At 71.1% G+C, this 23482-nt stretch carries 23 protein-coding genes; 19 read left to right on the top strand and 4 right to left on the bottom strand.

Annotated elements, in window-relative coordinates; all coding sequences use genetic code 11:
- Window positions 1-13: 13 nt before the first annotated feature.
- Together ACIA5A_RS15870 and ACIA5A_RS15865 are read right to left on the bottom strand one after the other, a co-directional pair.
- On the bottom strand, window positions 14-943 hold the full coding sequence (locus ACIA5A_RS15870; protein WP_396761989.1) for a hypothetical protein: 930 nt from the start codon (window positions 941-943) through the stop codon (window positions 14-16).
- Entirely contained in the window at window positions 943-1935 is a 993-nt protein-coding gene (locus ACIA5A_RS15865; protein ID WP_396761986.1) for a hypothetical protein, read from the bottom strand. The genes ACIA5A_RS15870 and ACIA5A_RS15865 overlap by 1 nt, the downstream gene beginning before the upstream one ends.
- Window positions 1936-2306: 371 nt before the next feature.
- Between ACIA5A_RS15865 and paaA the strand changes: the two genes are divergently transcribed.
- Genes paaA through paaE form a run of 5 tightly spaced genes read left to right on the top strand, consistent with a single transcriptional unit; the run spans window position 2307 to window position 6052 of the window.
- Window positions 2307-3383 carry a 1,2-phenylacetyl-CoA epoxidase subunit PaaA gene (paaA, locus tag ACIA5A_RS15860; protein ID WP_396761983.1) on the top strand — a complete coding sequence of 359 codons (1077 nt, stop codon included), beginning with the start codon at window positions 2307-2309 and terminating at the stop codon, window positions 3381-3383.
- Window positions 3384-3436: 53 nt separating this feature from the next.
- Window positions 3437-3724 (top strand): 1,2-phenylacetyl-CoA epoxidase subunit PaaB, encoded by a 288-nt coding sequence (paaB, locus tag ACIA5A_RS15855; RefSeq protein WP_396762238.1) that lies wholly within the window; start codon window positions 3437-3439, stop codon window positions 3722-3724.
- The gene (paaC, locus tag ACIA5A_RS15850; RefSeq protein ID WP_396761980.1) at window positions 3721-4446 is read left to right on the top strand and encodes a 1,2-phenylacetyl-CoA epoxidase subunit PaaC; all 726 of its coding nucleotides are present in this window, start codon (window positions 3721-3723) and stop codon (window positions 4444-4446) included. Before paaB ends, paaC begins: the two co-directional genes overlap by 4 nt.
- On the top strand, window positions 4443-4928 hold the full coding sequence (gene paaD, locus ACIA5A_RS15845; RefSeq protein WP_396761977.1) for a 1,2-phenylacetyl-CoA epoxidase subunit PaaD: 486 nt from the start codon (window positions 4443-4445) through the stop codon (window positions 4926-4928). Before paaC ends, paaD begins: the two co-directional genes overlap by 4 nt.
- Window positions 4925-6052 carry a 1,2-phenylacetyl-CoA epoxidase subunit PaaE gene (gene paaE / locus ACIA5A_RS15840; RefSeq protein WP_396761974.1) on the top strand — a complete coding sequence of 376 codons (1128 nt, stop codon included), beginning with the start codon at window positions 4925-4927 and terminating at the stop codon, window positions 6050-6052. Before paaD ends, paaE begins: the two co-directional genes overlap by 4 nt.
- Window positions 6053-6239: 187 nt before the next feature.
- Here paaE and ACIA5A_RS15835 read toward each other — a convergent pair whose 3' ends face one another.
- Entirely contained in the window at window positions 6240-6767 is a 528-nt protein-coding gene (locus ACIA5A_RS15835; protein WP_396761971.1) for a hypothetical protein, read from the bottom strand.
- Between the two features lie 44 nt (window positions 6768-6811).
- Entirely contained in the window at window positions 6812-7207 is a 396-nt protein-coding gene (locus tag ACIA5A_RS15830) for a hypothetical protein (RefSeq protein ID WP_396761968.1), read from the bottom strand.
- A gap of 180 nt (window positions 7208-7387) precedes the next feature.
- Between ACIA5A_RS15830 and mqnC the strand changes: the two genes are divergently transcribed.
- The 14 genes from mqnC to nuoH all read left to right on the top strand — a co-directional run bounded on the left by mqnC (window position 7388) and on the right by nuoH (window position 23481).
- The gene (gene mqnC / locus ACIA5A_RS15825; RefSeq protein ID WP_396761965.1) at window positions 7388-8578 is read left to right on the top strand and encodes a cyclic dehypoxanthinyl futalosine synthase; all 1191 of its coding nucleotides are present in this window, start codon (window positions 7388-7390) and stop codon (window positions 8576-8578) included.
- 281 nt (window positions 8579-8859) lie between these two features.
- Window positions 8860-10032: a hypothetical protein gene (locus tag ACIA5A_RS15820; RefSeq protein ID WP_396761962.1), complete on the top strand. Its 1173-nt coding sequence runs from the start codon at window positions 8860-8862 to the stop codon at window positions 10030-10032.
- Between the two features lie 198 nt (window positions 10033-10230).
- Window positions 10231-11496, top strand: a complete 1266-nt coding sequence (locus tag ACIA5A_RS15815; protein WP_396761959.1) for a cell wall anchor protein — start codon at window positions 10231-10233, stop codon at window positions 11494-11496.
- Window positions 11497-11586: 90 nt separating this feature from the next.
- Window positions 11587-12300 (top strand): demethylmenaquinone methyltransferase, encoded by a 714-nt coding sequence (locus ACIA5A_RS15810; RefSeq protein WP_396761956.1) that lies wholly within the window; start codon window positions 11587-11589, stop codon window positions 12298-12300.
- 72 nt (window positions 12301-12372) lie between these two features.
- On the top strand, window positions 12373-12591 hold the full coding sequence (locus ACIA5A_RS15805) for a hypothetical protein (RefSeq protein WP_396761953.1): 219 nt from the start codon (window positions 12373-12375) through the stop codon (window positions 12589-12591).
- Window positions 12592-12725: 134 nt separating this feature from the next.
- Window positions 12726-14000 (top strand): geranylgeranyl reductase family protein, encoded by a 1275-nt coding sequence (locus ACIA5A_RS15800; protein ID WP_396761950.1) that lies wholly within the window; start codon window positions 12726-12728, stop codon window positions 13998-14000.
- A gap of 119 nt (window positions 14001-14119) precedes the next feature.
- Window positions 14120-14485, top strand: coding sequence for an NADH-quinone oxidoreductase subunit A (locus ACIA5A_RS15795; RefSeq protein WP_089154551.1), 366 nt, complete (start codon window positions 14120-14122; stop codon window positions 14483-14485).
- A gap of 11 nt (window positions 14486-14496) precedes the next feature.
- Complete coding sequence (locus ACIA5A_RS15790; RefSeq protein WP_091062855.1) at window positions 14497-15174, top strand: NADH-quinone oxidoreductase subunit B family protein; 678 nt, start codon at window positions 14497-14499, stop codon at window positions 15172-15174.
- Complete coding sequence (locus ACIA5A_RS15785; protein WP_396761945.1) at window positions 15171-15902, top strand: NADH-quinone oxidoreductase subunit C; 732 nt, start codon at window positions 15171-15173, stop codon at window positions 15900-15902. The genes ACIA5A_RS15790 and ACIA5A_RS15785 overlap by 4 nt, the downstream gene beginning before the upstream one ends.
- Complete coding sequence (locus tag ACIA5A_RS15780; protein ID WP_278108273.1) at window positions 15899-17224, top strand: NADH-quinone oxidoreductase subunit D; 1326 nt, start codon at window positions 15899-15901, stop codon at window positions 17222-17224. The genes ACIA5A_RS15785 and ACIA5A_RS15780 overlap by 4 nt, the downstream gene beginning before the upstream one ends.
- Window positions 17221-18333: an NADH-quinone oxidoreductase subunit NuoE gene (gene nuoE, locus ACIA5A_RS15775; RefSeq protein ID WP_396761941.1), complete on the top strand. Its 1113-nt coding sequence runs from the start codon at window positions 17221-17223 to the stop codon at window positions 18331-18333. Before ACIA5A_RS15780 ends, nuoE begins: the two co-directional genes overlap by 4 nt.
- Complete coding sequence (nuoF, locus tag ACIA5A_RS15770; RefSeq protein ID WP_396761938.1) at window positions 18330-19646, top strand: NADH-quinone oxidoreductase subunit NuoF; 1317 nt, start codon at window positions 18330-18332, stop codon at window positions 19644-19646. The genes nuoE and nuoF overlap by 4 nt, the downstream gene beginning before the upstream one ends.
- Window positions 19646-22129 (top strand): NADH-quinone oxidoreductase subunit G, encoded by a 2484-nt coding sequence (locus tag ACIA5A_RS15765; RefSeq protein WP_396761935.1) that lies wholly within the window; start codon window positions 19646-19648, stop codon window positions 22127-22129. The genes nuoF and ACIA5A_RS15765 overlap by 1 nt, the downstream gene beginning before the upstream one ends.
- Window positions 22126-23481: an NADH-quinone oxidoreductase subunit NuoH gene (gene nuoH, locus ACIA5A_RS15760; protein ID WP_396761932.1), complete on the top strand. Its 1356-nt coding sequence runs from the start codon at window positions 22126-22128 to the stop codon at window positions 23479-23481. Before ACIA5A_RS15765 ends, nuoH begins: the two co-directional genes overlap by 4 nt.
- The last annotated feature ends 1 nt before the right edge of the window (window position 23482 follow it).

The following is a 23482-nucleotide window of genomic DNA, read 5'->3' as shown; positions in this document are numbered from 1 at the left end:
CGCCGGCCGCGGCTCAGGTCGGCTCGCGCAGCAGCGCCTCGGTGATCTGCTCGCACGCCTTCATGCCGTAGTCCCACCCGCCGACGCTGAACGGGCTCTTGACCATCACGCCCATCGTCCAGGTGTCGCCGATCGCCAGGCAGTTGACGTGGTATTCCTTTTCCTTCTGCCTGTCGATCCAGCCGTTCTTGATGGCGATCTTCTTCTGCTCGGCGGCCGGGAACGCCTTGCGGATGCCGAAGTCGCCGTCGCCGCGGACCAGCCGCATCTCGTTGAGCAGCCACTTCGTCCACTTCGGGCCGGCGGCCCGCCCGTCGTCGATGCAGAGGCCGAGCCGGGCGGTGTCCCGGGGGGACAGCAGCGTCCGGCTCCAGCCGCCGTCGGCGGCCACCTTGCTGTCGGTGAGTTTGCAGATCGAGATCAGCCGCTTGATCGAGGCGGCACTGCCCACGCTCTCGTAGAACTCCTGGGCCCGGGTGTTGTCGCTGTCGCGGATGATCCGGGTGGCGTCGGCGAGCTTCGCGTCGCTCGGGGTCCGGCCGTCCTCGGCGCTGCGTCGCAGGTAGTCGGCGACCACCCAGGACTTGATCAGGGACGCGGTGGTGCTGGTCTCGGCCATGTTCTTCGAGCCGATGATCTTTCCGGTGCGCTTGTCCAGCACGGACCAGGCGTACCAGCCGTCGAGGTCGAGGTCGTCGAGGTCCTTGGCCTCGAACGGCAGCGGCTCCAGCGAGCGCGTCGGCGCCGGGCGGGCGTCGCGGCCGGTGGGCTTCGCGGTGGACCGCTCGCCGGAGGTCTCCGGGCGGGACGCGGCGGTCTGCTGCGCGGGCGACCCGGGGACCAGCCGCAGGGCGAGGATCAGCAGGCCGACCAGGGCCACGGCCACGGCGGTGAACGCCAACGGGCGGTGATGGCTGCCGGGCCGACGCCGGGCGCCGGCCATCAGAGCTTCCCGACCGGCTGCTGCGGCACCTTCAGGGCAGCGCCGGGCTGCGGGGTGACGAGCTGGGTGGCGACGCTGGCGCACACCTTCGACCCGTAGGACAGGCCGGCGCTGCCGGGGTAGCGCATCATCACCGCGAGGCTCCACGTGTCGGTGACGGCGAGGCAGTTGACGTGCCAGTTGCCGTCGTACGCGAGTTGGGTCCAGCCGTTCTTGATGCTCACCGGGCCCTGGGACCTGATCGAGGCGGGCAGGCCGTCGACGATGCCCCACTTGCCCCCGCCGGACTTCGCCTGCTGGCTCTTGATGCTGCCCCGGACGTTTGCCATCTCGTCGAGCACCCACTTCGTCCACTTGGGCCCGGCGGCCTTGCCGTCGGCGATGCAGTCGCCGAGCCGGACCGCGTCCCGGGGGGACATCTGGGTGAAGCTCCACCAGCCCAGGTACGCGGGCACGGTGCCGGCCTTCGTGTCGGTGAGGCCGCAGATCCTGACGGCGCGCTGGAGCACCGGGTTCAGCTTGTTGCCCGGCTGCGGCTTGTAGGACCCGCCGGCCGCTCGGTAGACCATGTTCGCGCCGTCGTCGTTGCTGTCCCGGATGGCCACGCTCGCCGCCTTCTTCAGCGCGGCGGTCGGCTCCTTGTCGCCGAGCTGGCGCAGGTAGTCCGAGACGATCCAGGTCTTGAGCATCGACTCGGTGGAGCTGGTCTGGCTCATGTTCTTCGCGCCGGTGACGGCGCCGGTCTTCCGGTCCATCAGGGCCCAGGAGAAGAACTGGCCCTTGAAGTTCACCGAGACCGGGGCGTCGGCGAGCGTCGGCGGCGGCGGGGCGGTCGGGCTGGGCGCCGGCACCTGCTCGGCCCCGGCGCCGACGCCGCCGAGGGTGCTCAGGCCGTCTCCGCCGGAGAGCTTCGCGTAGGCGGCGGGCACCAGCATGCCGCCGCCGACGAGGACCGCCACGACGGCGAGCACCATGGTCACGCGAGGTCGCATGAGTGGGTGAACTCCAGATGTCTGGCCGGGGGGACCGGCGCTTGCGCATGTGTTCGGCCCGATCGCCACAAGGCCGGGGGACGGTGGCCTGAGCGGTGGCGATCAACGGCAGCCGATCGGTGTGCCGGGGGAAGTCTACTTCCGGACCGACGTTTCGCCAGATTCCGACGCCCGGCGACTCGCCGGGTGGGCGGGACATTGACCCGCAATGCCGCCCTTGGGAGGTTTCATTTCGGACCAGTGGTCGACGTCACACCCGTTTCTCCAGGTCAGCGGCCACCACGAGGAGCGTTCGGCCGGTCACCGAAGGTGTCTCCGGAATCCTGTTACACCCTCTGGTGTCATCCGGCGCGAGCTGTAACACTGGCTTCATGTATGGCAATGACTTCGCCCCACCCGAGGACGCTCCGGGCGGCGGCCTGCTCGGCGAGGTGGAAGCCGCGGAGGCGGCGCTGCGCGAGGCGGCCGCGCGGGCCCGGCGGGGCGGCCCGGCGCCGGACGAGGACGTCGAGTCCTACTTCGCCGACGTGATCGACGCCGACCACAAGATCGAACCCCGGGACTGGATGCCTGAGGCGTACCGGAAGACGTTGATCCGGCAGATCGCCCAGCACGCCCACTCCGAGATCATCGGCATGCAGCCGGAGGGCAACTGGATCAGCCGCGCCCCCTCGCTCAAACGCAAGGCCATCCTGCTGGCCAAGGTGCAGGACGAGGCCGGTCACGGGCTCTACCTCTACGCGGCGGCCGAGACGCTCGGCATCAGCCGCGACGAGCTGGTCGAGCTGCTGCTGAACGGGCGCCAGAAGTACAGCTCGATCTTCAACTACCCCACCCTGACCTGGGCCGACGTGGGCGCGATCGGCTGGCTGGTGGACGGCGCGGCGATCGTCAACCAGGTGCCGCTGTGCCGCTGCTCCTACGGCCCCTACGCCCGGGCCATGATCCGGGTCTGCAAGGAGGAGTCGTTCCACCAGCGCCAGGGCTACGAGATCCTGCACACGTTGGCCCACGGCACCGAGGCGCAGAAGGCGATGGCCCAGGACGCGGTCGACCGCTGGTGGTATCCGTCGCTCGCCATGTTCGGCCCGCCGGACGGCGACTCCACGCACAGCGCCCAGTCGATGGCCTGGAAGATCAAGCGGTTCTCCAACGACGAGCTGCGGCAGCGCTTCGTCGACATGTGCGTCGGCCAGGCCGAGGTGCTCGGCCTGCGCATCCCCGACCCGGACCTGCGCTTCAACGACGAGCGCCAGGCGTACGACTACACCCAGCCCGACTACGACGAGCTGATGCGGGTGATCAAGGGCAACGGGCCGTGCAACCGGGAGCGGATGGCGCACCGGCAGCGGGCCCACGCCGACGGCGCGTGGGTACGGGAGGCCGCCGCGGCGTACGCCGCGAAGCGGGCGGAGCGGACGGACCGGAAGGAAGCGGTGGCGGCATGACCGAACGCACCGAGCGAAGCGAGGGCCGTGAGGGCACGCCCGGCCAGCTCCGCATGACCGGCCAGTCCTCACCTCTGTGGGAGGTCTTCGTGCGGGCCCGGCGCGGCCTGTCGCACACCCACGTCGGCAGCCTGCACGCCCCCGACGCCGAGCTGGCGCTGCGCAACGCCCGCGACCTCTACACCCGCCGCCAGGAGGGCGTCTCCATCTGGGTGGTGCCGGCGGGCGCGATCACCGCGTCCAGCCCGGACGAGAAGGACGCCTTCTTCGACCCGGCGGCCGACAAGGTCTATCGCCACCCGACGTTCTACGAGGTCCCGGACGGGGTGTCGCACCTGTGACGACGGTCTTCGACTTCACGCTCGGCCTCGGCGACGACGCGCTGATCGCGGCGCAGCGGCTCGGCGAGTGGACCACCCGCGCGCCGGAGATGGAAGAGGACATCGCGCTGGCCAACATCGCCCTCGACCAGCTCGGCGCCGCCCGGCTCCTGCTCACCTACGCGGGCGAGCTGGAGGGCGCGGGCCGGGACGAGGACGCGCTGGCCTACCTGCGCGGCGACCGGGAGTTCCGCAATTGCCTGCTGGTCGAGCTGCCCAACGGCGACTTCGCGGTGACCGTGGCGAAGCTGTTCTTCCTGGCCGCCTGGCAACTGCCGCTCTACACCGCGCTGGCCGGCTGCGCCGACGAGCGGCTGGCCGCCATCGGCGCGAAGGCGCGCAAGGAGTCGGCCTACCACCTGGACCACGCCTCGCTCTGGATGAAGCGCCTCGGCGACGGCACCGACGAGTCGCACCGCCGCGCGCAGGACGCGGTCGACCAGGTCTGGCCGTACGTCCACGAGCTGTTCGTCCCGTGCCCGGGGGCGCCTGTCGACCCGGCCACCCTGCGGGCCGACGTGGACGCCACCGTGGCCGCGGTGCTGGACGAGGCGACGCTGGCCCGCCCGGAGACGAGCTGGGCGCCGGGCGGCGGCCGGGACGGCGTGCACACCGAGCACCTGTCCTACCTGCTGGCCGAGATGCAGGTGCTGCACCGTGCCCACCCGGGGGCGAGATGGTGACCACGGAGACCGACCCGAGGACGGCAGTGGCGGCGGTGGTGGACCCGGAGATCCGGGTGATCACCATCGACGAGCTGGGCATCCTGCGCGCGGTCGAGCGGGAGCCGGACACCGGTCGGGTGGTCGTGACCATCACCCCCACCTACACGGGCTGCCCGGCCATGGACGTGATCCGCGCCGACATCCGCCGCGCGCTCGCCGCCGCCGGGCACCCCGACGCCGAGGTCCGCACGGTCTACCACCCGGCCTGGAGCACCGACTGGATCTCCGACACCGGCCGGGCCAAGCTGGCCGCCGCCGGCATCGCGCCGCCCGCCCCGCGCGGCGACGACACAGTGGTCCCGCTGACCCTGGCGGTCCGCTGCCCGCGCTGCGGATCGCCGGAGACCACCCAGGTCAGCCGGTTCGGCTCCACCGCCTGCAAGGCGCTGTGGCGCTGCCGTTCCTGCTCCGAACCCTTCGACCACCTGAAGGCGCTGTGACTGTCACCATCACCCGTCCGGTGCGCCGCCGGCCGGTCTTCCACCCGCTGCCCGTCGCCGCCGTCGACCGGCTCACCGACGACTCGGTGTCGATCACCTTCGCGGTGCCCGAGGAGTTGCGGGAGACGTTCGCGTTCCGGGCCGGGCAGCACCTCACGGTCCGCCGTCCGGCGGTCGCGGACGACCCGGAGGCCGAGGAGGCGCGGCGGTCGTACTCGATCAGCTCCACGCCGGACGACCTGGCCCGGCACGGCCGGTTGCGGATCGGGGTGCGCGAGGTGCCGGGCGGCGCGTTCTCCGCGTACGCCTGCGGCGCGCTGCGCGACGGCGACACCGTCGAGGTGCTGCCGCCGCTCGGGCACTTCACCTCCGCGTTCGCCCCGGACCGGGTCCGCCGCTACGGCGCGGTGGTCGCCGGTTCCGGCATCACGCCGGTGCTCGGCCTGACCGCGACCGCGCTGGCCGTCGAGCCGGCCAGCACATTCACAGTGGTGTACGGCAACCGCACGGCGAACACGGTGATGTACGCCGAGGAGTTGGCCGACCTGAAGGACCGCTATCCGACCCGGCTGCACCTGGTGCACGTGCTCTCCCGCGAGATGGGCGAGTCGCCGCTGCTCTCCGGGCGGATCGACGCGGACCGGCTGACCCGGCTGCTCGACACCGTGGTGCCGGGTGACGAGATCGAGGAGTGGTTCCTCTGCGGCCCCTTCGGGATGGTGGAGGACGCCAAGGCGGTGCTGGCCGCGCGCGGTCTGCCCGACAAGGCGGTGCACACCGAGCTGTTCCACGTGGACTCCGCGGCGGAGCCGGCGCGCCGCCCGGCCGAGCGGCCGGGTGACGGGTCGGGCACCGAGGTGACGCTGGTGCTGGACGGGCGTTCGTCGAGCTTCACGATGGCCCGGGACGAGCGGGTGCTGGACGCGGCGCTGCGGGTGCGCGGCGAGCTGCCGTACGCCTGCAAGGGCGGCGTCTGCTCGACCTGCCGGGCCCGGGTGGTGGAGGGCGAGGTGACGATGGCCCGCAACTATGCGCTGGAGCCGGACGAGGTGGCCGCCGGATACGTGCTCACCTGCCAGTCCAGCCCGATGACGGACAGGCTGACTGTCGACTACGACGCGTGAGGCGGCCGGCGGGCCCATCGGCGATGGCGTTGAGTCGTACCTTAGGGTCCGCCAAACGTGGCATTGCCTTGTCCGAACGGTTCGGACAGCGGTAACCTTCAACTGCCAGGGGCATTAGCTCCATGGAAGTGGACCCGGCAGCCTTCCGGACGGTGGGTGAGCCGGGTCTTGCGCTGTCTGTGAAAGTTCAGATCGGCCGCGACTCGCTGATCATGCGGCGGATGGAGTCCTTCCAGCGTCCGCCCTTGGCCCAGCACCAAGCCACTGCGTCGGGGATCGCCAGCAGGCACTCTTCGTGGGCACGTAGCTGGTCATAGCGAAGTGCGCCGTCTACGCCACACTTCCTGACCTGCTCGAAGAGCAGGCGCTGATCAGCTCGAAAGGTCGAGTCGTCACGTTCCAGGACCAGGCGGACGGCCCCGATCTTCGCTGAGTGCTCGACCAAAGATACGATGCAGGCTTCGCGAGCGCCCCGCGCGTTACGGTGCGCCTTCGCGTCGAAGATGACGACGTGGGCGGGTAGCGCGAGAAACCGGTCGATGATCTGACGGCGCCGATCGTCCCTCTCCTTGTGGAAGTGGATGCGACGCTGGCCGGGCAGGATCAGATCACGGGTCGCCCGGCGCGCAGCGGCTAGGTCGGCCACAGGCACGACCACGGCGGCGACGATGAGACCACGTTCCTTGGTCTCATCGACGAAGACGTGGGCGGTCAAGGGGCGACGGCCTTTCTGCTCTGCTGCTGCGACGGGTGCCGGGGTCAGGCGTTGACGATTTCTCTGATGAGGTCGAGCTTCTGCCGGTGGCTCAGCCCGGCGGCGGTCCTCGTACCGATGGCCTCGAGTTCCGTTCGGACGTCGCAGTCATCGGGGTGAAGCACGGCGTCGATCACACGTGATCGGGGACTGCTGTCCCGGGCGTAGATCCAGACCGTCTGCCATTGGCGTGGCTCGGTGTTGAGCGCCGCGTCGAGCCTGTCGGCGGGGAAGAAGCCGAGGCCAGTCGCTCGAAGCGTGTCAGCGATCTCCGCGAGAACCCAGCGCCCGAGCTTCCGGTAACCCAACTCGTCCCGCAACTTGCCGAGGGTTGTTTCCGTTAGTCCGCCGTCTGCTCGGCATCGTGCGGCAATGCCCGGAGCGGTGTCCGTTTCGCTCATGTCGCGTCCCATGGTGCGGGTGGATGTCGAACAAGATGATGCGATTGACTCCCATGTCTTGTCAATCAGCGAATAAAATTTTATTTTGATCTTGATAATAAATTCTGAGGCGGCGGCGCTGGATCACACAGGTGGCACCGGCGGGACGGAACCCTTCCGAGGCGACGTAGGCTCGGAGGCGTGACGGTGAGCCGGGAGATCGACGACATCCTGCAGCGTGGCGCGGACGGCGGGCGGATCACGCCCGAGGAGGCCCTGCTGCTCTACACCGAGGCGCCCTTCCACGCGCTTGGCGAGGCGGCCGACGCGGTCCGGCGGCGCCGCTACCCGGACAACATCGTCACGTACCTGATCGACCGCAACATCAACTACACGAACGTCTGCGTGACGGCGTGCAAGTTCTGCGCGTTCTACCGGGCGCCCAAGCACGCCGAGGGCTGGACCCACCCGACCGAGGAGATCCTGCGCCGCTGCGGCGAGGCGGTCGAACTGGGCGCCACCCAGGTGATGCTCCAGGGCGGGCACCACCCCGACTACGGCGTGGACTACTACGAGGAGCTGTTCTCCTCGGTCAAGCAGGCCTATCCCCAGCTCGCCATCCACTCGATCGGCCCGAGCGAGATCCTGCACATGGCGAAGGTCTCCGGGGTGAGCCTCGACGAGGCCATCGCGCGGATCAAGGCCGCCGGCCTGGACTCGATCGCCGGCGCCGGCGCCGAGATGCTGCCGGACCGGCCGCGCAAGGCGATCGCCCCGCTGAAGGAGTCCGGCGCGCGCTGGCTCGAGGTGATGGAGTTGGCGCACCGGCAGGGCCTGGAGTCGACCGCGACCATGATGATGGGCACCGGCGAGACCAACGCGGAGCGGATCGAGCACCTGCGGATGATCCGGGACGTGCAGGACCGCACCGGCGGCTTCCGCGCCTTCATCCCGTGGACCTACCAGCCGGAGAACAACCACCTGAAGGGCCGCACCCAGGCCACCGCGCTGGAATACCTGCGCCTGGTCGCGGTGGCCCGGCTCTTCTTCGAGACGGTGCCGCACCTGCAGGCGTCCTGGCTCACCACCGGCAAGGACGTCGGGCAGCTCGCCCTGCACATGGGTGTGGACGACCTCGGCTCGATCATGCTGGAGGAGAACGTCATCTCCTCCGCCGGCGCCCGGCACCGGTCCAACCTGCACGAGCTGATCGGCATGATCCGCTCGGCGGACCGGATCCCGGCCCAGCGGGACACGCTCTACCACCGGCTCGCGGTGCACCACACCCCCGCCGACGACCCGAGCGACGACCGGGTGGTCTCGCACTTCTCGTCGATCGCCCTGCCGGGCGGCGGTGCCGGCCGGTCGTTGCCGCTGGTGGAGGTGAACTGACCGCTCGCGTGGGTTCCCGCACGGTCGGTGACGGCGTGTGCGGCGTCGATGCTCGGTCGAACGGTCGATGGTTGCTGGGCGAAAGGGTGCTTCCGGCGGGCTGGTCGTCCGGCCGCGAGCCGGGGCGCAGGGGAGCAAGAGCGATCAATTCGGACCACCTTTAAGCGATCCTTAGGTGTGCAGGTGGTGAACGTCCGCCGGGCGGGATGGCGGGGAAGATCGCAGACCGCTAATGTCCCCGCCCGTACCCTTTCCTGCACCCCACGGGGGGATCCACTTCCATGCTTATCCGTAGTCGCGTGCTCGCCGGTGCCACCGGCGTCCTCGCCGCCGGCCTCTTCGCCGCGCCGGCGATGGCCGAGCCGGCCTCGGCCGACCTCGCCATCGAGGCCACCGGCACCACGATCGCCGTGGGCGCGCCGGGCAAGACCGCGAGCGTCTCCCTGCTCAACAAGAGCAAGGTGGACGCCAAGGGCATCCTGGTCGGGCTGGACATCAGCAAGCTCGACACCAGCAAGGTAGACATCGACGAGTCCGGTTGCAACAAGCGCGAGGACGGCATCATCCTCTGCGGCATCCAGGGCGACACCCTGAAGGCCGGCGCGGACGTCGACTGGGGCTTCCCGCTGAAGCGCAAGGGCGCCGGGGTCGGCGACGCCGGCGAGATCAGCGCGATCATCCTGCACGAGGGCCCGGACCCGGACGAGTCCAACAACGAGGTGACCGTCAAGGTCAAGGTCGAGGGCACCGGCCCGGACCTGACCGTGGTCGCCGGCGACGTGAACAAGGCCGTCAAGGTCGAGGGCGACAAGATCTCCGTGGTGGGCGACCTGCACGCCGGTGAGACCGCGCAGCTCATCTACAGCACCTGGAACCAGGGCGACGCCACCGCGTCCGGCCTGAAGATCTCGGTCAAGCTGCCCAAGGGCGTGACCTTCGCCCAGGTGGAGGAGGGCTGCGTGGACGACGCCGCCAAGACCTCCCGCGTCTGCACCTACGCGAGCCTGGACCTGATCCCGGAGTCGAAGGACAAGCCGGGTGACGAGCAGATCGCCGGTCTCCGCGCCTACCACGTGCTCACCGTCGGCAAGGACGTCAAGGCCGGCAGCCTCAGCGGCGGCAAGGTCACCGTCGAGGCGCTGGGCACCCAGTCGCTCACCGCCCGCACCGCCGGTCGCAGCGCCCTGCCGGCGAACGCCGAGGCCGCCGCGCCCGTCGAGGTCGACGCCACCGACAACACCGACGCGTACGCTGTCGTGGTCGCCGCCGCCGCGGGCGGTTCCGGTGGCGGCGAGGGTGACGACGACGGTGGCCTGCCGGTCACCGGCCCGCAGGCCGGCCTGCTCGGCGGCGTCGGCGTGGCCGTGCTGGCCGCCGGTGGCGCGCTGTTCATGGCCGCCCGCCGTCGTCGCGTGGTCCTGGTGACCCCGGGCGACGAGAAGTCGGCCGTCTGACGATCGTCCTCCATCGGCCCATGAGGGCCGTTCACATAACGCACCGCGGCAGGGGCGGGATGGGTGACCATCCCGCCCCTGCTGTTCGTCGAGGTAGATGGGAATTCCATCCGCGCAGCGCTGGCGCCGCGCCGCGTCGCTCCGGTACCGTCCGTTCGTTCCGTGCCTGATCGGCGCGTCCCTACCCCCGGGGGAACCATGACCTTCCGTTATCGATCCACACTGGCGCGTGCCGGAGTGGTGGCCCTGCTCTCCACCGCCGGCCTCGGCGCGGTCAGCGGTCCGGCGCACGCCGCCGGCGACGCCGACCTCCAGCTCATCCCGCTCAGCTACCAGCTGGCCAAGGGCGTCGACGCGGCCAAGGCCAAGCCGTTCAAGTTCCAGGTGAACAACACCACCGGCACGGTCGACGCCAAGGACGTCCGGGTCACGGTGGAGACGAAGGGTCTCAAGCCCGGCAAGGTGGGGGTGCTCGTCCCGGACGGCTGCAAGGTCTCCGGCACCGCGTTCTCCTGCCTGCTCGGCGACCTGGCCGCCGGCACCACGGAGGACTTCGGCATTCCGCTCTTCTCCACCGGGGGCAAGGGCGCGGCCGGCACGCTTACGGTCTCCATCAGCGCGGCCAACGGCGACGGCGTCCTGGACTCCGTCGACCACGACATCACCGTCGCCGCCTCCGGCTACGACCTCTCCACCTGGGTGCAGGACGTCCACGCCGACGTGCAGGTCGACGGCGACGAGACCGGCGAGGCGAACCTGCGTCCGGTCCGGCCGGGCGAGACCGCGCCGCTGGACTGGGCCGTCTTCAACGCCGGCGACAAGAAGGCCACCGGCGTCGCGTACGGGATCACGCTGCCGGCCGGCGTCACCTTCGCCGAGCTGCCCGAGGGGTGCGAGGAGCAGGAGCTGGGCGGCGTCGCGCAGGCGTACTGCGTGGACCGGGGCGTGGTGCTCAAGCCCGGCCAGTACTACGCCGCCCCGGTGCGGGTGAAGGTCGGCGCGGACGTGACCGAGAAGCTGCTCCGGCCCGGCTTCGTCTGGGCCGAGGGCCTGGAGCGCGCCGCCGGTGAGCCCGAGGAGGCGCCGCGCGTTGCCAGCTCGGCCCAGCGTCGCACCTTCTCCGAGGTCGACGACGGCGACAACATCGCCCAGTTCGACGTCTTCGTCGACCCGAGCGCGGAGCCGACCCCGAACCCGACGCCCACCCCGACCGCCGAGCCGACCCCGACCGCCGAGCCGACCCCGAGCGGCAGCGCGACCGCGGTGCCGACCCCGACCCCGACCGCCGGCGGTGGCAGCGGTGGTGGCACCGGTGACGGCGGCCTGCCGGTGACCGGCATGCAGGTGGGCCTGATCGGCGGCATCGGCGCGGTCGTGCTCGCCGCCGGCGCGGCGCTGCTGATGCTGTCCCGGCGTCGCAAGGTGGTCCTGGTCGCGCCGACCGACGAGCGCACCGAGGACTGAGCCGGTCGCACCGGACACGGCCGGGGGCGAGGTGGGCGACCACCTCGCCCCCGCGCCGTACCCGGGGTGGTGGGCTGGCAGAGTGGAGGGGTGAACAGTCCTTCCCCGCAGGGCCGGCGCGCCAGCCTGGAGAAGCAGCCGCACGAGGTCGCCGCCATGTTCGACGGCGTGGCGGCCCGTTACGACCTGACCAACACCGTGCTCTCCTTCGGGCAGGACCGGTCCTGGCGGCGGGCCACCCGGGCGGCGCTCGGGCTGCGTCCCGGCGAGCGGGTGCTCGACGTCGGCGCCGGCACCGGCGTCTCCACCGAGGAACTGGCCCACTCCGGCGCGTACGCGGTCGGCGCCGACCTGTCGCTGGGCATGCTGCACGCCGGCAAGCGCACCCGTCCGGCGGTGCCGCTGCTGGCCGGGGACGCGTTGCGGCTGCCGTTCGCCGACGCCAGCTTCGACGCGGTGACCATCTCCTTCGCGCTGCGCAACGTGAACGACACCGACGCGGCCCTGCGCGAGCTGGCCCGGGTCACCCGGCCGGGCGGGCGGCTGGTGGTGTGCGAGTTCAGCACCCCGGTCAACCCGGCGTTCCGGACGGTCTACCTGTCGTACCTGATGCGGTCGCTGCCGGCGGTGGCGCGGGCGGTGTCGAGCAACCCGGACGCCTACGTCTACCTCGCCGAGTCGATCCGGGCGTGGCCGGACCAGGCGGCGCTGGCCGCCCGCGTCGGCGCCGCCGGCTGGGGTCGGGTGGCGTGGCGCAATCTGACCGGCGGCGTGGTCGCGCTGCACCGCGCGGTCCGGAACTGATCGCCCGGCCGGTTCACCGGCCATTTCGTGAATGTCGGACTTCTGGCTGGTTCGCGCCGTAGGCTCGCGGCCATGACCGGATCCGACCACACCGCCACCGACGACGACGCCGCCGAGCTGATCGCGCAGCTCAAGGAGTTGGCCGGCGCGGATCCGACCGAGGTCCGCCAGGTGGTCGCCGAGGTGCTGGCGGCGCTGGACCGGGCGGCCGGTGGCGCGCTGCGCGACCACCTGCCCGAGACGATCCGGCTCGACGCCGGCCTCGGACCGGCCGCGCCGGCCCACCCGTGACCGATCTCCACACTCTTACCGGCCGGTTTCCGAGAAGTTAGGCCCCCCTGGGCGCATACAGGTGTAACGCCGGTCATAGACTCCAACCCGATCGGCTTGTGAAGCATTTCACGAGCATGCGGGAGGAGGCGCGGATGACCGCGGTGGAGAACGACGCCGACGTCATCGTCGTGGGCGCCGGTCCCGGAGGATCGGCCACGGCATACCACCTGGCGCGGCACGGCGTACGCGTGCTGCTGCTGGAGAAGACGGAGTTTCCCCGGGAGAAGGTCTGCGGCGACGGGCTCACGCCCCGCGCCGTGCGCCAGCTCGTCCGGATGGGCGTGGACACCTCGCCCGAGGCCGGGTGGCTGCACAACAAGGGCCTGCGGGTGATCGGCGGCGGCGTCCGCCTGGAGCTGGACTGGCCCGACCTGGCCAGCTTCCCCAACTACGGCCTGGTCCGGACCCGGCTCGACTTCGACGACCTGCTCGCCCGGCAGGCGGTCACCGCCGGCGCGGAGCTGCGCACCGGCGTCAACGTCCTCGGCCCGGTGCTCGACGCGGACGACCGGGTGATCGGGGTGCAGGCCGAGGTCGGACCGGGCAAGGAGCCGGCCACCTTCCACGCGCCGCTGGTGGTCGCCGCGGACGGCGTCTCCGGCCGCTTCCCGCTCGCGCTCGGCATGGCCAAGCGGGAGGACCGGCCGATCGGCGTGGCGGTCCGCCGCTACTACCGCTCGCCCGCCAAGCACGACGACGACTACCTGGAGTCCTGGCTGGAGCTGCGGTCGAAGGGCAACGACGCGCTCCTGCCCGGCTACGGCTGGATCTTCGGGCTCGGTGACGGCCGGGTGAACGTCGGCCTCGGCGTGCTCAACTCCTCATCGGCCTTCGGCAAGACGAACTACCGCAGGCTGCTCACCGACTGGCTGGCCAACACCCCGGAGGACTGGGGGATGACCGACGAGGCCAACGCGGAGGGTCCGATCCTCGGCGCCGCCCTGCCGATGGGCTTCAACCGGGTCCCGCACTACAGCCGGGGCGTGCTGCTCGTCGGCGACTCCGGCGGCATGGTGAACCCGTTCAACGGCGAGGGCATCGCGTACGCGATGGAGTCCGGCGAGCTGGCCGCGGAGGTCGCGGTGCAGGCGCTGGCCCGCCCGGCCGGCGCCGAGCGGGAGCGCGCGCTGATGGCCTACCCGCAGGAGCTGAAGGCCCGCTTCGGCGGCTACTACCGGCTCGGCGGCATCTTCGTGAAGCTGATCGGCCGCCCCGAGGTGATGCGGATGGCCACCAAGCATGGCATGCCGCACCCGATGTTGATGCGCTTCGTGCTCAAGCTGCTGGCGAACCTCACCGACCCACGTGGTGGAGACGCCATGGACCGGGTCATCAACGCCATGACGAGGGTGGCGCCGGCCGTGTAGGAGACCACCGCCCACGGGTCGGACGGAGATCGACCCCCGCCGACCGAGGTCGTGAGGGACGTGAATAGTGTGATTTTGGCCAACCACCGAGGTCAGGGAAGGACGAGCAGGGGACAACGATGACGCTCTCTCCTTATGCACCCATCATCGGGCTGTTCGCCCTCGCCGCGGGGTTCGCGCTGTTCTCCGTGGCCGCCGCCCGATTCGCCGGCCCCCGGCGTCTGAACAAGGCCAAGCTCGAGGCGTACGAGTGTGGCATCGAGCCGAGCCCGCAGCCGGTCGGCGGCGGCCGGTTCCCGATCAAGTTCTACCTGACGGCGATGCTCTTCATCGTCTTCGACATCGAGATCATCTTCCTCTACCCCTGGGCGGTCTCCTTCGACGCCCTGCCGATCTTCGGCTTCGTGGAGATGGTCATGTTCATCGTCGCGGTCTTCGTCGCCTACGCCTACGTCTGGCGGCGCGGCGGCCTGGACTGGGACTGAGGAGGTAGCAGATGGGCATCGAGGAGAAGCTTCCCTCCGGCGTCCTGCTCACCAGCGTCGAGAAGCTGGTCAACTGGTCGCGGAAGTCGTCCGTCTGGGGCGCCACGTTCGGCCTGGCCTGCTGCGCCATCGAGATGATGGCCGCGGGGGGCCCGCACTACGACATGGGCCGGTGGGGCATGGAGGTCTTCCGCGCCTCGCCCCGGCAGGCGGACCTGATGATCGTGGCCGGCCGGGTCAGCCAGAAGATGGCCCCGGTCCTGCGGCAGATCTACGACCAGATGGCCGAGCCCCGCTGGGTCATCTCGATGGGTGTCTGCGCCAGCAGCGGCGGCATGTTCAACAACTACGCCATCGTGCAGGGCGTCGACCACGTCGTCCCGGTCGACATGTACCTCCCCGGCTGCCCGCCCCGGCCGGAGATGCTCATCGACGCGGTGCTCAAGCTCCGCGAGAAGATCATGTACGAGCCGCTGGGCCCGAACGGCCGCAAGATGCTCGAGGCCCGCAAGGAGCGCGGCGACGTGCCGGTCGTCCCGTACGGCTCGATGCCGTCGTCGTACCGCAACGACAAGGCCCGCCGTGCCGAGTGGACGAAGGCCGTCCGCGAGGGGCGCGAGGAGCAGTTGCGGATCGAGAACTGGATGAAGGCGCAGAACCACCTCCAGACGCAGGGGGGACCCAAGTGAGCAACGACCGGAACGACGACGGCGGGGTGCCGGTACCCAGCGTCCCGGCCGGCGCCAGCGGCACCGCGCCGGCCGAGTACCCGCCGGCCAGCCCGGCCGGTCGGGGCATGTTCGGCAACCAGGGCAGCGGCGACGTCTCCGGCTACGGCGGCCTGGTCCGCCAGCGCAAGCCGATCGAGGAGGCCGCCCGGCCGTACGGGAGCTACTTCGACGAGGTGCGCGACGCGCTGGAGGAGGCGTACCCGCAGTTCGGCGACGCGATCGAGAAGGTCGTGGTCGACCGGGGCGAGCTGACCCTGCACGTACGGCCGGAGCGCATCGCCGAGGTCTGCCAGGTGATGCGCGACGACATGTCGCTGCGCTTCGAGCTCTGCTCCTCGGTGTCCGGGGTGGACTACCTGAGCGCCGACGGGCGCCGGTTGCACGTGGTCTACCAGCTCACCTCGATGACCTACCGGCGGCTGGTCCGGCTGGAGGCCGCGGTCTCCGCCGAGGACCCGCACCTGCCGAGCGTCACCGCCGTCTACCCGACCGCCGACTGGCAGGAGCGGGAGACGTACGACATGTTCGGCATCGTCTTCGACGGCCACCCCGCCCTGACCCGGATCCTCATGCCGGACGACTGGGAGGGGCACCCGCAGCGCAAGGACTACCCGCTGGGTGGCATCCCGGTGGAGTACAAGGGCGCCGAGATCCCGCCGCCGGACCGGAGGAGGTCCTACCAGTGACGACGTCGAACTACGCGACCGAGCGCGAGACCACCGAGGGCAAGGTCTTCACCGTCACCGGTGGGGACTGGGACCAGGTCGTCTCCGGCACCGACCCGATCAACGACGAGCGGATCGTCGTCAACATGGGTCCGCAGCACCCGTCCACGCACGGCGTGCTCCGGCTGATCCTGGAGCTGGAGGGCGAGACGGTCCGCGAGGCCCGCTCGGTCGTCGGCTACCTGCACACCGGCATCGAGAAGAACCTGGAATACCGCAACTGGGTCCAGGGCTCGACGTTCGTGACCCGGATGGACTACCTCTCGCCGATCTTCAACGAGACGGCGTACGCGCTCGCGGTGGAGAAGCTGCTCGGCGTCACCGACGACGTCACCGAGCGGGCCACCACCATCCGGGTGCTGATGATGGAGCTCAACCGGATCTCCTCGCACCTGGTCTGGCTGGCCACCACCGGCATGGAGCTGGGCGCGATCAACATGATGTTGTACGGCTTCCGCGAGCGGGAGTACATCCTCGACATCTTCGAGACCATCACCGGCCTGCGGATGAACCACGCGTACGTGCGGCCGGGCGGGGTGGCGCAGGACGTGCCGGAGGACGCGATCCGCAAGATCCGCGACTTCCTGGTGCTGATGCCGAAGAAGCTCAAGGAGTACGAGAACCTGCTCTCCGGGCAGCCGATCTGGATCGAGCGCACCCAGAACGTGGCGGTGCTCGACACCACCGCCTGCGTGGCGCTCGGCATCACCGGCCCGGTGCTCCGGTCGGCGGGGCTCGCCTGGGACCTGCGCAAGACCATGCCGTACTGCGGCTACGAGACGTACGAGTTCGACGTGCCGACCCACACCGACGGCGACGTCTGGGGCCGCTACCTGGTCCGGCTGGCCGAGATCCGCGAGTCGCTGAAGCTGGTCGAGCAGGCGCTCGACCGGTTGAAGCCGGGCCCGGTGATGGTCTCCGACAAAAAGATCGCCTGGCCGGCGCAGCTCGCCATCGGCGTGGACGGCATGGGCAACTCGCTGGAGCACGTCGCCAAGATCATGGGTCAGTCGATGGAGTCGCTGATCCACCACTTCAAGCTCGTCACCGAGGGCTTCCGGGTCCCGCCGGGCCAGGTGTACGTCGGCATCGAGTCACCCCGCGGCGAGCTGGGCGTGCACGCGGTGTCCGACGGCGGCACCCGGCCCTACCGGGTGCACTACCGGGAGCCGAGCTTCGTCAACCTCCAGGCCCTGCCGGCCATGGCCGAGGGTGGCCTGATCGCCGACGTGATCGCCGGCGGCGCCTCGCTGGACCCCGTGATGGGTGGTTGTGACCGATGAGCACCACGTTTACCGAAGAGACCCGGCTGCGGGCGCGCGAGATCATCGCCCGCTACCCGGCGGACCGGTCCCGCTCGGCCCTGCTGCCGCTGCTGCACCTGGTCCAGTCCGAGGAGGGTTACGTCTCCCCGGCCGGCGTCGAGTTCTGCGCCGAGGTGCTCGGGCTGAACAAGGCCCAGGTCGGCGCCGTCGCCACCTTCTACACCATGTACAAGCGCAAGCCGACCGGCGACTACCTGGTCAGCGTCTGCACCAACACGATGTGCGACGTGCTCGGCGGGCAGGTGGTCTACGACACGCTCGCCGAGCACCTGGGCGTCGGGCACGAGGAGACCACCGCCGACGGGAAGATCACCCTGGAGCACGCCGAGTGCCTGGCGGCGTGCGACTACGGCCCGGTGATGACCGTCAACTACGACTTCTTCGACAACGTCGAGCCGCAGGGCGCGCTCGGCGTGGTGCAGGAGTTGCAGGCCGGCGGCCGGCCGATGCCGACCCGGGGCGCCCGGCTCTGCACCCTGAAGGAGATGGCGGTCCAGCTCGCCGGTTTCGCCGACGAGCGGGACGGTGCGGTGGCCGACGGCGGGCCGGGTGAGCCGAGCCTGCGCGGCCTGCGCCTGGCCGAGCAGCACGGCATCTCGGTGCCGGGCTACGACCCGAAGACGCCGATCCGCAGCAAGGCCGACGCCGACCGGGCCGCCGCCGAGGCGAAGGCGAAGGCCGAGGCCGAGAAGCCCGCCCCCGCGCCGGAGAAGGCGGCCGAGCCGGCGACGCCCGCCGCGGCCAGCGGCAGCACCGCGCCGGACGTGAAGGCGCCGGACGACAAGTCGCCGCAGGTGCGTACCGCCGAGACCCGGCAGCCGGACGCGCGGACCGCGGTGGCGGACGCGCCCGGCACCAAGGTCCCGGCCGACGGCCCGGCCCCGGCGCCCCGCGACGCGCGGGCGGCGGAGGCGGCCGGTGCGGCGGCGAACCCGCCGGCCGGCGACGGCAAGCCCGCCGGCGACGCGGCCGGCGCGCAGGAGCGCAACCTCAAGGACGCCGAGGCCGGTACGGACGCCGACGGCGCCGACCCGGCGGACGCGAGCGGAACGGGGGTCCGGAAGTGACCACGCCTCGGCCGGAGACGCTGGCCAAGCTCACGCCGGTGCTGACCAAGCGCTGGCCGTCGCCGGACGCCTGGCGACTCGGCACCTACGAGAAGCTGGACGGCTACGCCGCCCTGCGCAAGGCGCTCAAGGCGCACCCGGACGACCTGATCCAGCTCATCAAGGACTCCGGGCTGCGCGGCCGGGGCGGCGCGGGCTTCCCGACCGGGCTCAAGTGGGGCTTCATCCCGCAGGGCGACGGGAAGCCGCACTACCTGGTGGTGAACGCCGACGAGGGCGAGCCGGGCACCTGCAAGGACCTGCCGCTGATGACGCACGACCCGCACGCGCTGGTCGAGGGCGTGATCATCGCGTCCTATGCGATCCGGGCCAGCCGGGCCTACATCTACATCCGGGGCGAGGCCGTGCACGCCGCCCGCCGGCTGCGCAGCGCGGTCGACGAGGCTTACGCCAAGGGCTACCTCGGCCGGAACATCCTCGGCTCCAAGTTCGACCTGGACCTGGTGGTGCACTCCGGCGCCGGGGCGTACATCTGCGGTGAGGAGACCGCGCTGCTGGACTCGCTGGAGGGCTTCCGGGGCCAGCCCCGGCTGCGCCCGCCGTTCCCGGCGACCCACGGCCTGTACGCGAGCCCGACCGTGGTCAACAACGTCGGCACCATCGCCAGCGTGCCGCCGATCGTGCTGGGCGGCGCGGACTGGTGGAAGACCATGGGCACGGAGAAGTCGTCCGGGCCGATGATCTACTCGCTCTCCGGCCGGATCGCGAACCCTGGGCAGTACGAGGCCTCGATGGGCATCACGCTGCGCGAGCTGATCGAGCTGGCCGGCGGGATGAAGCCCGGGCACGAGCTGAAGTTCTGGACCCCGGGCGGCTCCTCGACGCCGCTGCTCACCGCCGAGCACCTGGACGTCCCGCTGGACTTCGAGGGGGTGGCGGCGGCCGGCTCGATCCTGGGCACCACGGCCACCCAGATCTTCTCCGACCAGGACTGCCCGGTGTACGCCACCTACCGGTGGCTGGAGTTCTATCACCACGAGTCGTGCGGCAAGTGCACCCCGTGCCGGGAGGGCAACTACTGGATGGTCCGGGTCTACCGGCGCATCCTCGCCGGCCAGGGCACCCACGAGGACCTCGACACCCTGCTCGACACCTGCGACAACATCCTCGGCCGTTCGTTCTGCGGCCTGGGTGACGGTGCGACCAGCTCGGTGACCTCCTCGCTGAAGTACTTCAAGCAGGACTACCTCGACTACATCGAGGGACGTACCGCGCCGAAGCTGTCGGACAAGTCCCTGGTGGGAGCCCACTAATGACCGACGTAGCCAAGCAGACCGAGACCGTCACGCTGACCATCGACGGCGTCGAGGTCACCGCGCCCAAGGGGTCGCTGCTGATCCGGGTGGCCGAGCAGATGGGCACGGAGATCCCGCGCTTCTGCGACCACCCGCTGCTGGCCCCGGCCGGCGCCTGCCGGCAGTGCCTGGTGGAGGTGGAGGGCCAGCGCAAGCCGGTCGCCTCCTGCACCCAGACCGTCGCCGACGGCATGGTGGTGCGGACCCAGCTCACCTCGCCGGTCGCCAAGAAGGCCCAGGAGGGGGTGATGGAGCTGCTGCTCCTCAACCACCCCCTGGACTGCCCGATGTGCGACAAGGGCGGCGAGTGCCCGCTGCAGAACCAGGCGATGTCCACCGGCCGTACGGACTCCCGGTTCCACGAGCACAAGCGGGAGTACCCGAAGCCGCTGCCGATCAGCACCCAGGTGCTGCTCGACCGCGAGCGGTGCGTGCTCTGCCAGCGGTGCACCCGGTTCTCCGAGGAGATCGCCGGCGACAAGTTCATCGACCTGATGGGACGCTCCTCGCACGAGGAGATCAACATCTACCGGGACGACGCGTACGGTGAGGACGGCGACGAGGGGGACGTCCCGTTCAACTCGTACTTCTCCGGCAACACCGTGCAGATCTGCCCGGTCGGCGCGCTGACCGGCGCGCAGTACCGCTTCCGTTCCCGCCCGTTCGACCTGGTCTCCTCACCCAGCGTCTGCGAGCACTGCTCGGCCGGCTGCGCGCAGCGCACCGACTGGCGGCGGGGCAAGGTGCTGCGCCGGCTGGCCGGCGACGACCCGGCGGTGAACGAGGAGTGGAACTGCGACAAGGGTCGCTGGGGCTTCCAGTACACCCGCGCGTTCGACCGGCTCACCACCCCGCTGGTGCGCGACGAGAAGACCGGTGAGCTGCGCGAGGCGTCCTGGAGCGAGGCGTTCACCCGGGCCGCTGACGGGCTGCGCGCGGCCCGCGACGCCGGCACCGGCACCGGCGTGCTGACCGGCGGCCGGCTCACCGTCGAGGACGCCTACGCGTACGCGAAGTTCGCCCGGGTCGCGCTGCACACCAACGACATCGACTTCCGGGCCCGCCCGGTCTCCCGCGAGGAGGCCGACTTCCTGGCCAGCAACGTCGCCGGGGTCACCGACGTGACCTACGCGGACGTGGAGAACGCGCCCGCCGTGGTGCTTGTCGGCCTGGAGCCGGAGGAGGAGTGCCCGATCCTCTTCCTGCGACTGCGCAAGGCGTACCTGAAGAAGAAGCTCACGGTGTACGCGATCGCGCCGTTCGCGACCCGCGGCCTGGAGAAGCTCGGGGCCAAGCTGGCCCGGGTGGTGCCGGGCGAGGAGGCGAGCGTGCTGGCCGAGCACGCCACCGTGGCCGAGGCGCTGGGGCAGCCCGGCGCCATCCTGATCGTCGGTGAGCGGCTGGGCGCGGTGCCCGGTGGCCTCTCCGCGGCGGCGGACGTGGCCCGGCGTACCGGCGCCCGGCTGGCCTGGGTGCCGCGGCGCGCGGGTGACCGCGGCGCGGTCGACGCGGGCTGCCTGCCCAACCTGCTCCCCGGCGGCCGGGTGGTCACCGAGCCGGCCGCCCGCGCCGAGCTGGGTGAGGCGTGGGACCTGCCGGCCGGGGTGATCCCCAGCCAGGCCGGTCGCGACACCGACGGCATCCTCGCCGCGGCGGCCGACGGCGCGCTCGGCGCGCTCGTGGTGGCCGGCGTCGATCCGGCCGACCTGGCCGACCCGCGCCGGGCCGAAGCGGCCCTGGACGCGGTGCCGTTCCTGGTCAGCCTGGAGCTGCGGATGAGCGCGGTGGCCCGCCGGGCCGACGTGGTCTTCCCGGTCGCCCCGGCGGTCGAGAAGGCCGGCAGCTTCCTCGACTGGGAGGGCCGGCTGCGCACCTTCGACCGGGTGCTCGACACCGGCGCGATGACCGACGGCCGGGTGCTCGACGCGATCGCCGCGCAGCTCGACGTGCGGCTCGGCGCCGGTGACGTGATGAGCGTGCGCCGCGAGCTGGGCGCGCTGCCGCGCACCCGGACGTCCCGGCCGTCCGCGCCCTCGGTCGAGCCGGCCGCCGTGCCGCAGCCCGGTCCGGGCGAGGCCGTGCTGTCGACCTGGCACCAGCTCGTCGACCTGGGCAGCCTCACCGACGGCGACGAGCACCTCGCCGGCACCGCCCGCCCGCCGGTCGTCCGGCTGGGCAAGGGCACCGCCGAGGCGCTCGGCGTGGCCGACGGCGACCCGGTCACGGTCGGCACCGACCGCGGCGCGGTCACCCTGCCGGCGGCGATCAGCGAGATGCCGGACGGCGTCGTCTGGCTGCCGACCAACTCACCCGGCTCGACCGTGCGACGCAGCCTCGGCGCGACCTCCGGTCACGTGGTCACGGTGACCGCGGCGCCTGTCGCCGCGGACGCCGCCGCCCGCCCGGGTCCGCTCCTCAACGCAGGGGGTGTCTCCGAGTGAATACCGTCGTCCTCGCGGCGCAGGACCCGACGCTCGCCGACTTCGGCAAGGACCCGTGGTGGCTGGTCCTCGGGAAGATCGTCTTCGCGTTCGCGTTCGGCCTGCTGGCCACGCTGCTCGGCGTCTGGTTCGAGCGGCGGGTGGTCGGCCGGATGGCGGTCCGCCCCGGCCCCAACCAGGTCGGCCCGTTCGGCCTGCTCCAGACGCTCGCCGACGGCCTGAAGATGGCGTTCAAGGAGGACATCCTCCCGCGCGCCGCCGACAAGGTGGTCTTCTTCTTCGCGCCGACCATCTCGGTGATCTCCGCGGTCACCGCGCTGTCGGTGATCCCGTTCGGCCCGAGCGTGAGCATCTTCGGCCACTGGACGCCGCTCCAGGTCACCGACGTGCCGGTGGCGGTGCTGGTGATCCTGGCCTGCTCCTCGATGGGCGTCTACGGCATCGTGCTCGGCGGCTGGGCCTCCGGCTCGACCTACCCGCTGCTCGGCGGCCTGCGCTCCAGCGCCCAGATGATCTCCTACGAGGTCGCCATGGGGCTGAGCATCGTGGCCGTGTTCATGACGGCCGGCACGATGTCGACGAGCGGGATCGTCGCCGCGCAGGGCGACGCCACCCGGCTGAGCATCGGCGGGTTCGAGCTGCCCACCCCCGGCTGGTACGCGATCCTGCTGCTGCCCAGCTTCATCATCTTCTTCATCGCCATGGTCGGTGAGACCAACCGGGCGCCGTTCGACCTGCCGGAGGCGGAGTCGGAGCTGGTCGCGGGCTTCATGACCGAATACAGCTCGCTGAAGTTCGCGCTCTTCATGCTCTCCGAGTACGTGGCCATGGTGAGCATGTCCGCGGTCACCACCACGCTGTTCCTCGGCGGCTGGCGGGCACCCTGGCCGATCACGCTCTGGTCGGGCGCCAACGACGGTTGGTGGCCGATGCTGTGGTTCTTCGGCAAGGTGATCCTGCTGGTCTTCGTGTTCGTCTGGCTCCGCGGCACGCTGCCCCGGCTCCGGTACGACCAGTTCATGCGCTTCGGTTGGAAGGTCCTGCTGCCGATCAACCTGGTCTGGATCCTGGTGCTCGCCGGGCTCCGCTCGATCGAGGACTGGCAGACCAGGGACCGGCTGCTCGTCACCGCCGTCGGCGCGGGCGTGCTGCTGCTGGCCACGCTCTTCTGGCCGAGCCGCAAGAAGCAGCCGAAGCCGTCGCCGCAGGAGCAGGCGGACAGCCGCCCGTACGGCAGCTTCCCGCTGCCACCGATGGATCTTCAGGTTCCGCCGAGCCCGCGTACCAAGCGCGTGGTCGCCGAGCGGGAGCCGGCGAACGTCGTCGCCGGCTCCGAGTCCAGGGAGGTGTGAC

The organism is Micromonospora sp. NPDC051300 (assembly GCF_044455315.1).
In the GTDB taxonomy this organism is placed as follows: domain Bacteria; phylum Actinomycetota; class Actinomycetes; order Mycobacteriales; family Micromonosporaceae; genus Micromonospora; species Micromonospora robiginosa.
This window is presented reverse-complemented; position numbering and strand designations above follow the sequence as displayed.

Excerpts from the sequence above, each read along its gene's own strand:
- ACIA5A_RS15870 (WP_396761989.1), bottom strand. The coding sequence starts at position 943 with ATGGCCGGCGCCCGGCGTCGGCCCGGCAGCCATCACCGCCCGTTGGCG.
- ACIA5A_RS15865 (WP_396761986.1), bottom strand. The coding sequence starts at position 1,935 with ATGCGACCTCGCGTGACCATGGTGCTCGCCGTCGTGGCGGTCCTCGTC.
- paaA (WP_396761983.1), top strand. The coding sequence starts at position 2,307 with ATGTATGGCAATGACTTCGCCCCACCCGAGGACGCTCCGGGCGGCGGC.
- paaB (WP_396762238.1), top strand. The coding sequence starts at position 3,437 with ATGACCGGCCAGTCCTCACCTCTGTGGGAGGTCTTCGTGCGGGCCCGG.
- ACIA5A_RS15830 (WP_396761968.1), bottom strand. The coding sequence starts at position 7,207 with ATGAGCGAAACGGACACCGCTCCGGGCATTGCCGCACGATGCCGAGCA.
- ACIA5A_RS15820 (WP_396761962.1), top strand. The coding sequence starts at position 8,860 with ATGCTTATCCGTAGTCGCGTGCTCGCCGGTGCCACCGGCGTCCTCGCC.
- ACIA5A_RS15815 (WP_396761959.1), top strand. The coding sequence starts at position 10,231 with ATGACCTTCCGTTATCGATCCACACTGGCGCGTGCCGGAGTGGTGGCC.
- ACIA5A_RS15805 (WP_396761953.1), top strand. The coding sequence starts at position 12,373 with ATGACCGGATCCGACCACACCGCCACCGACGACGACGCCGCCGAGCTG.
- ACIA5A_RS15800 (WP_396761950.1), top strand. The coding sequence starts at position 12,726 with ATGACCGCGGTGGAGAACGACGCCGACGTCATCGTCGTGGGCGCCGGT.
- ACIA5A_RS15795 (WP_089154551.1), top strand. The coding sequence starts at position 14,120 with ATGACGCTCTCTCCTTATGCACCCATCATCGGGCTGTTCGCCCTCGCC.
- ACIA5A_RS15790 (WP_091062855.1), top strand. The coding sequence starts at position 14,497 with ATGGGCATCGAGGAGAAGCTTCCCTCCGGCGTCCTGCTCACCAGCGTC.
- nuoE (WP_396761941.1), top strand. The coding sequence starts at position 17,221 with ATGAGCACCACGTTTACCGAAGAGACCCGGCTGCGGGCGCGCGAGATC.
- ACIA5A_RS15765 (WP_396761935.1), top strand. The coding sequence starts at position 19,646 with ATGACCGACGTAGCCAAGCAGACCGAGACCGTCACGCTGACCATCGAC.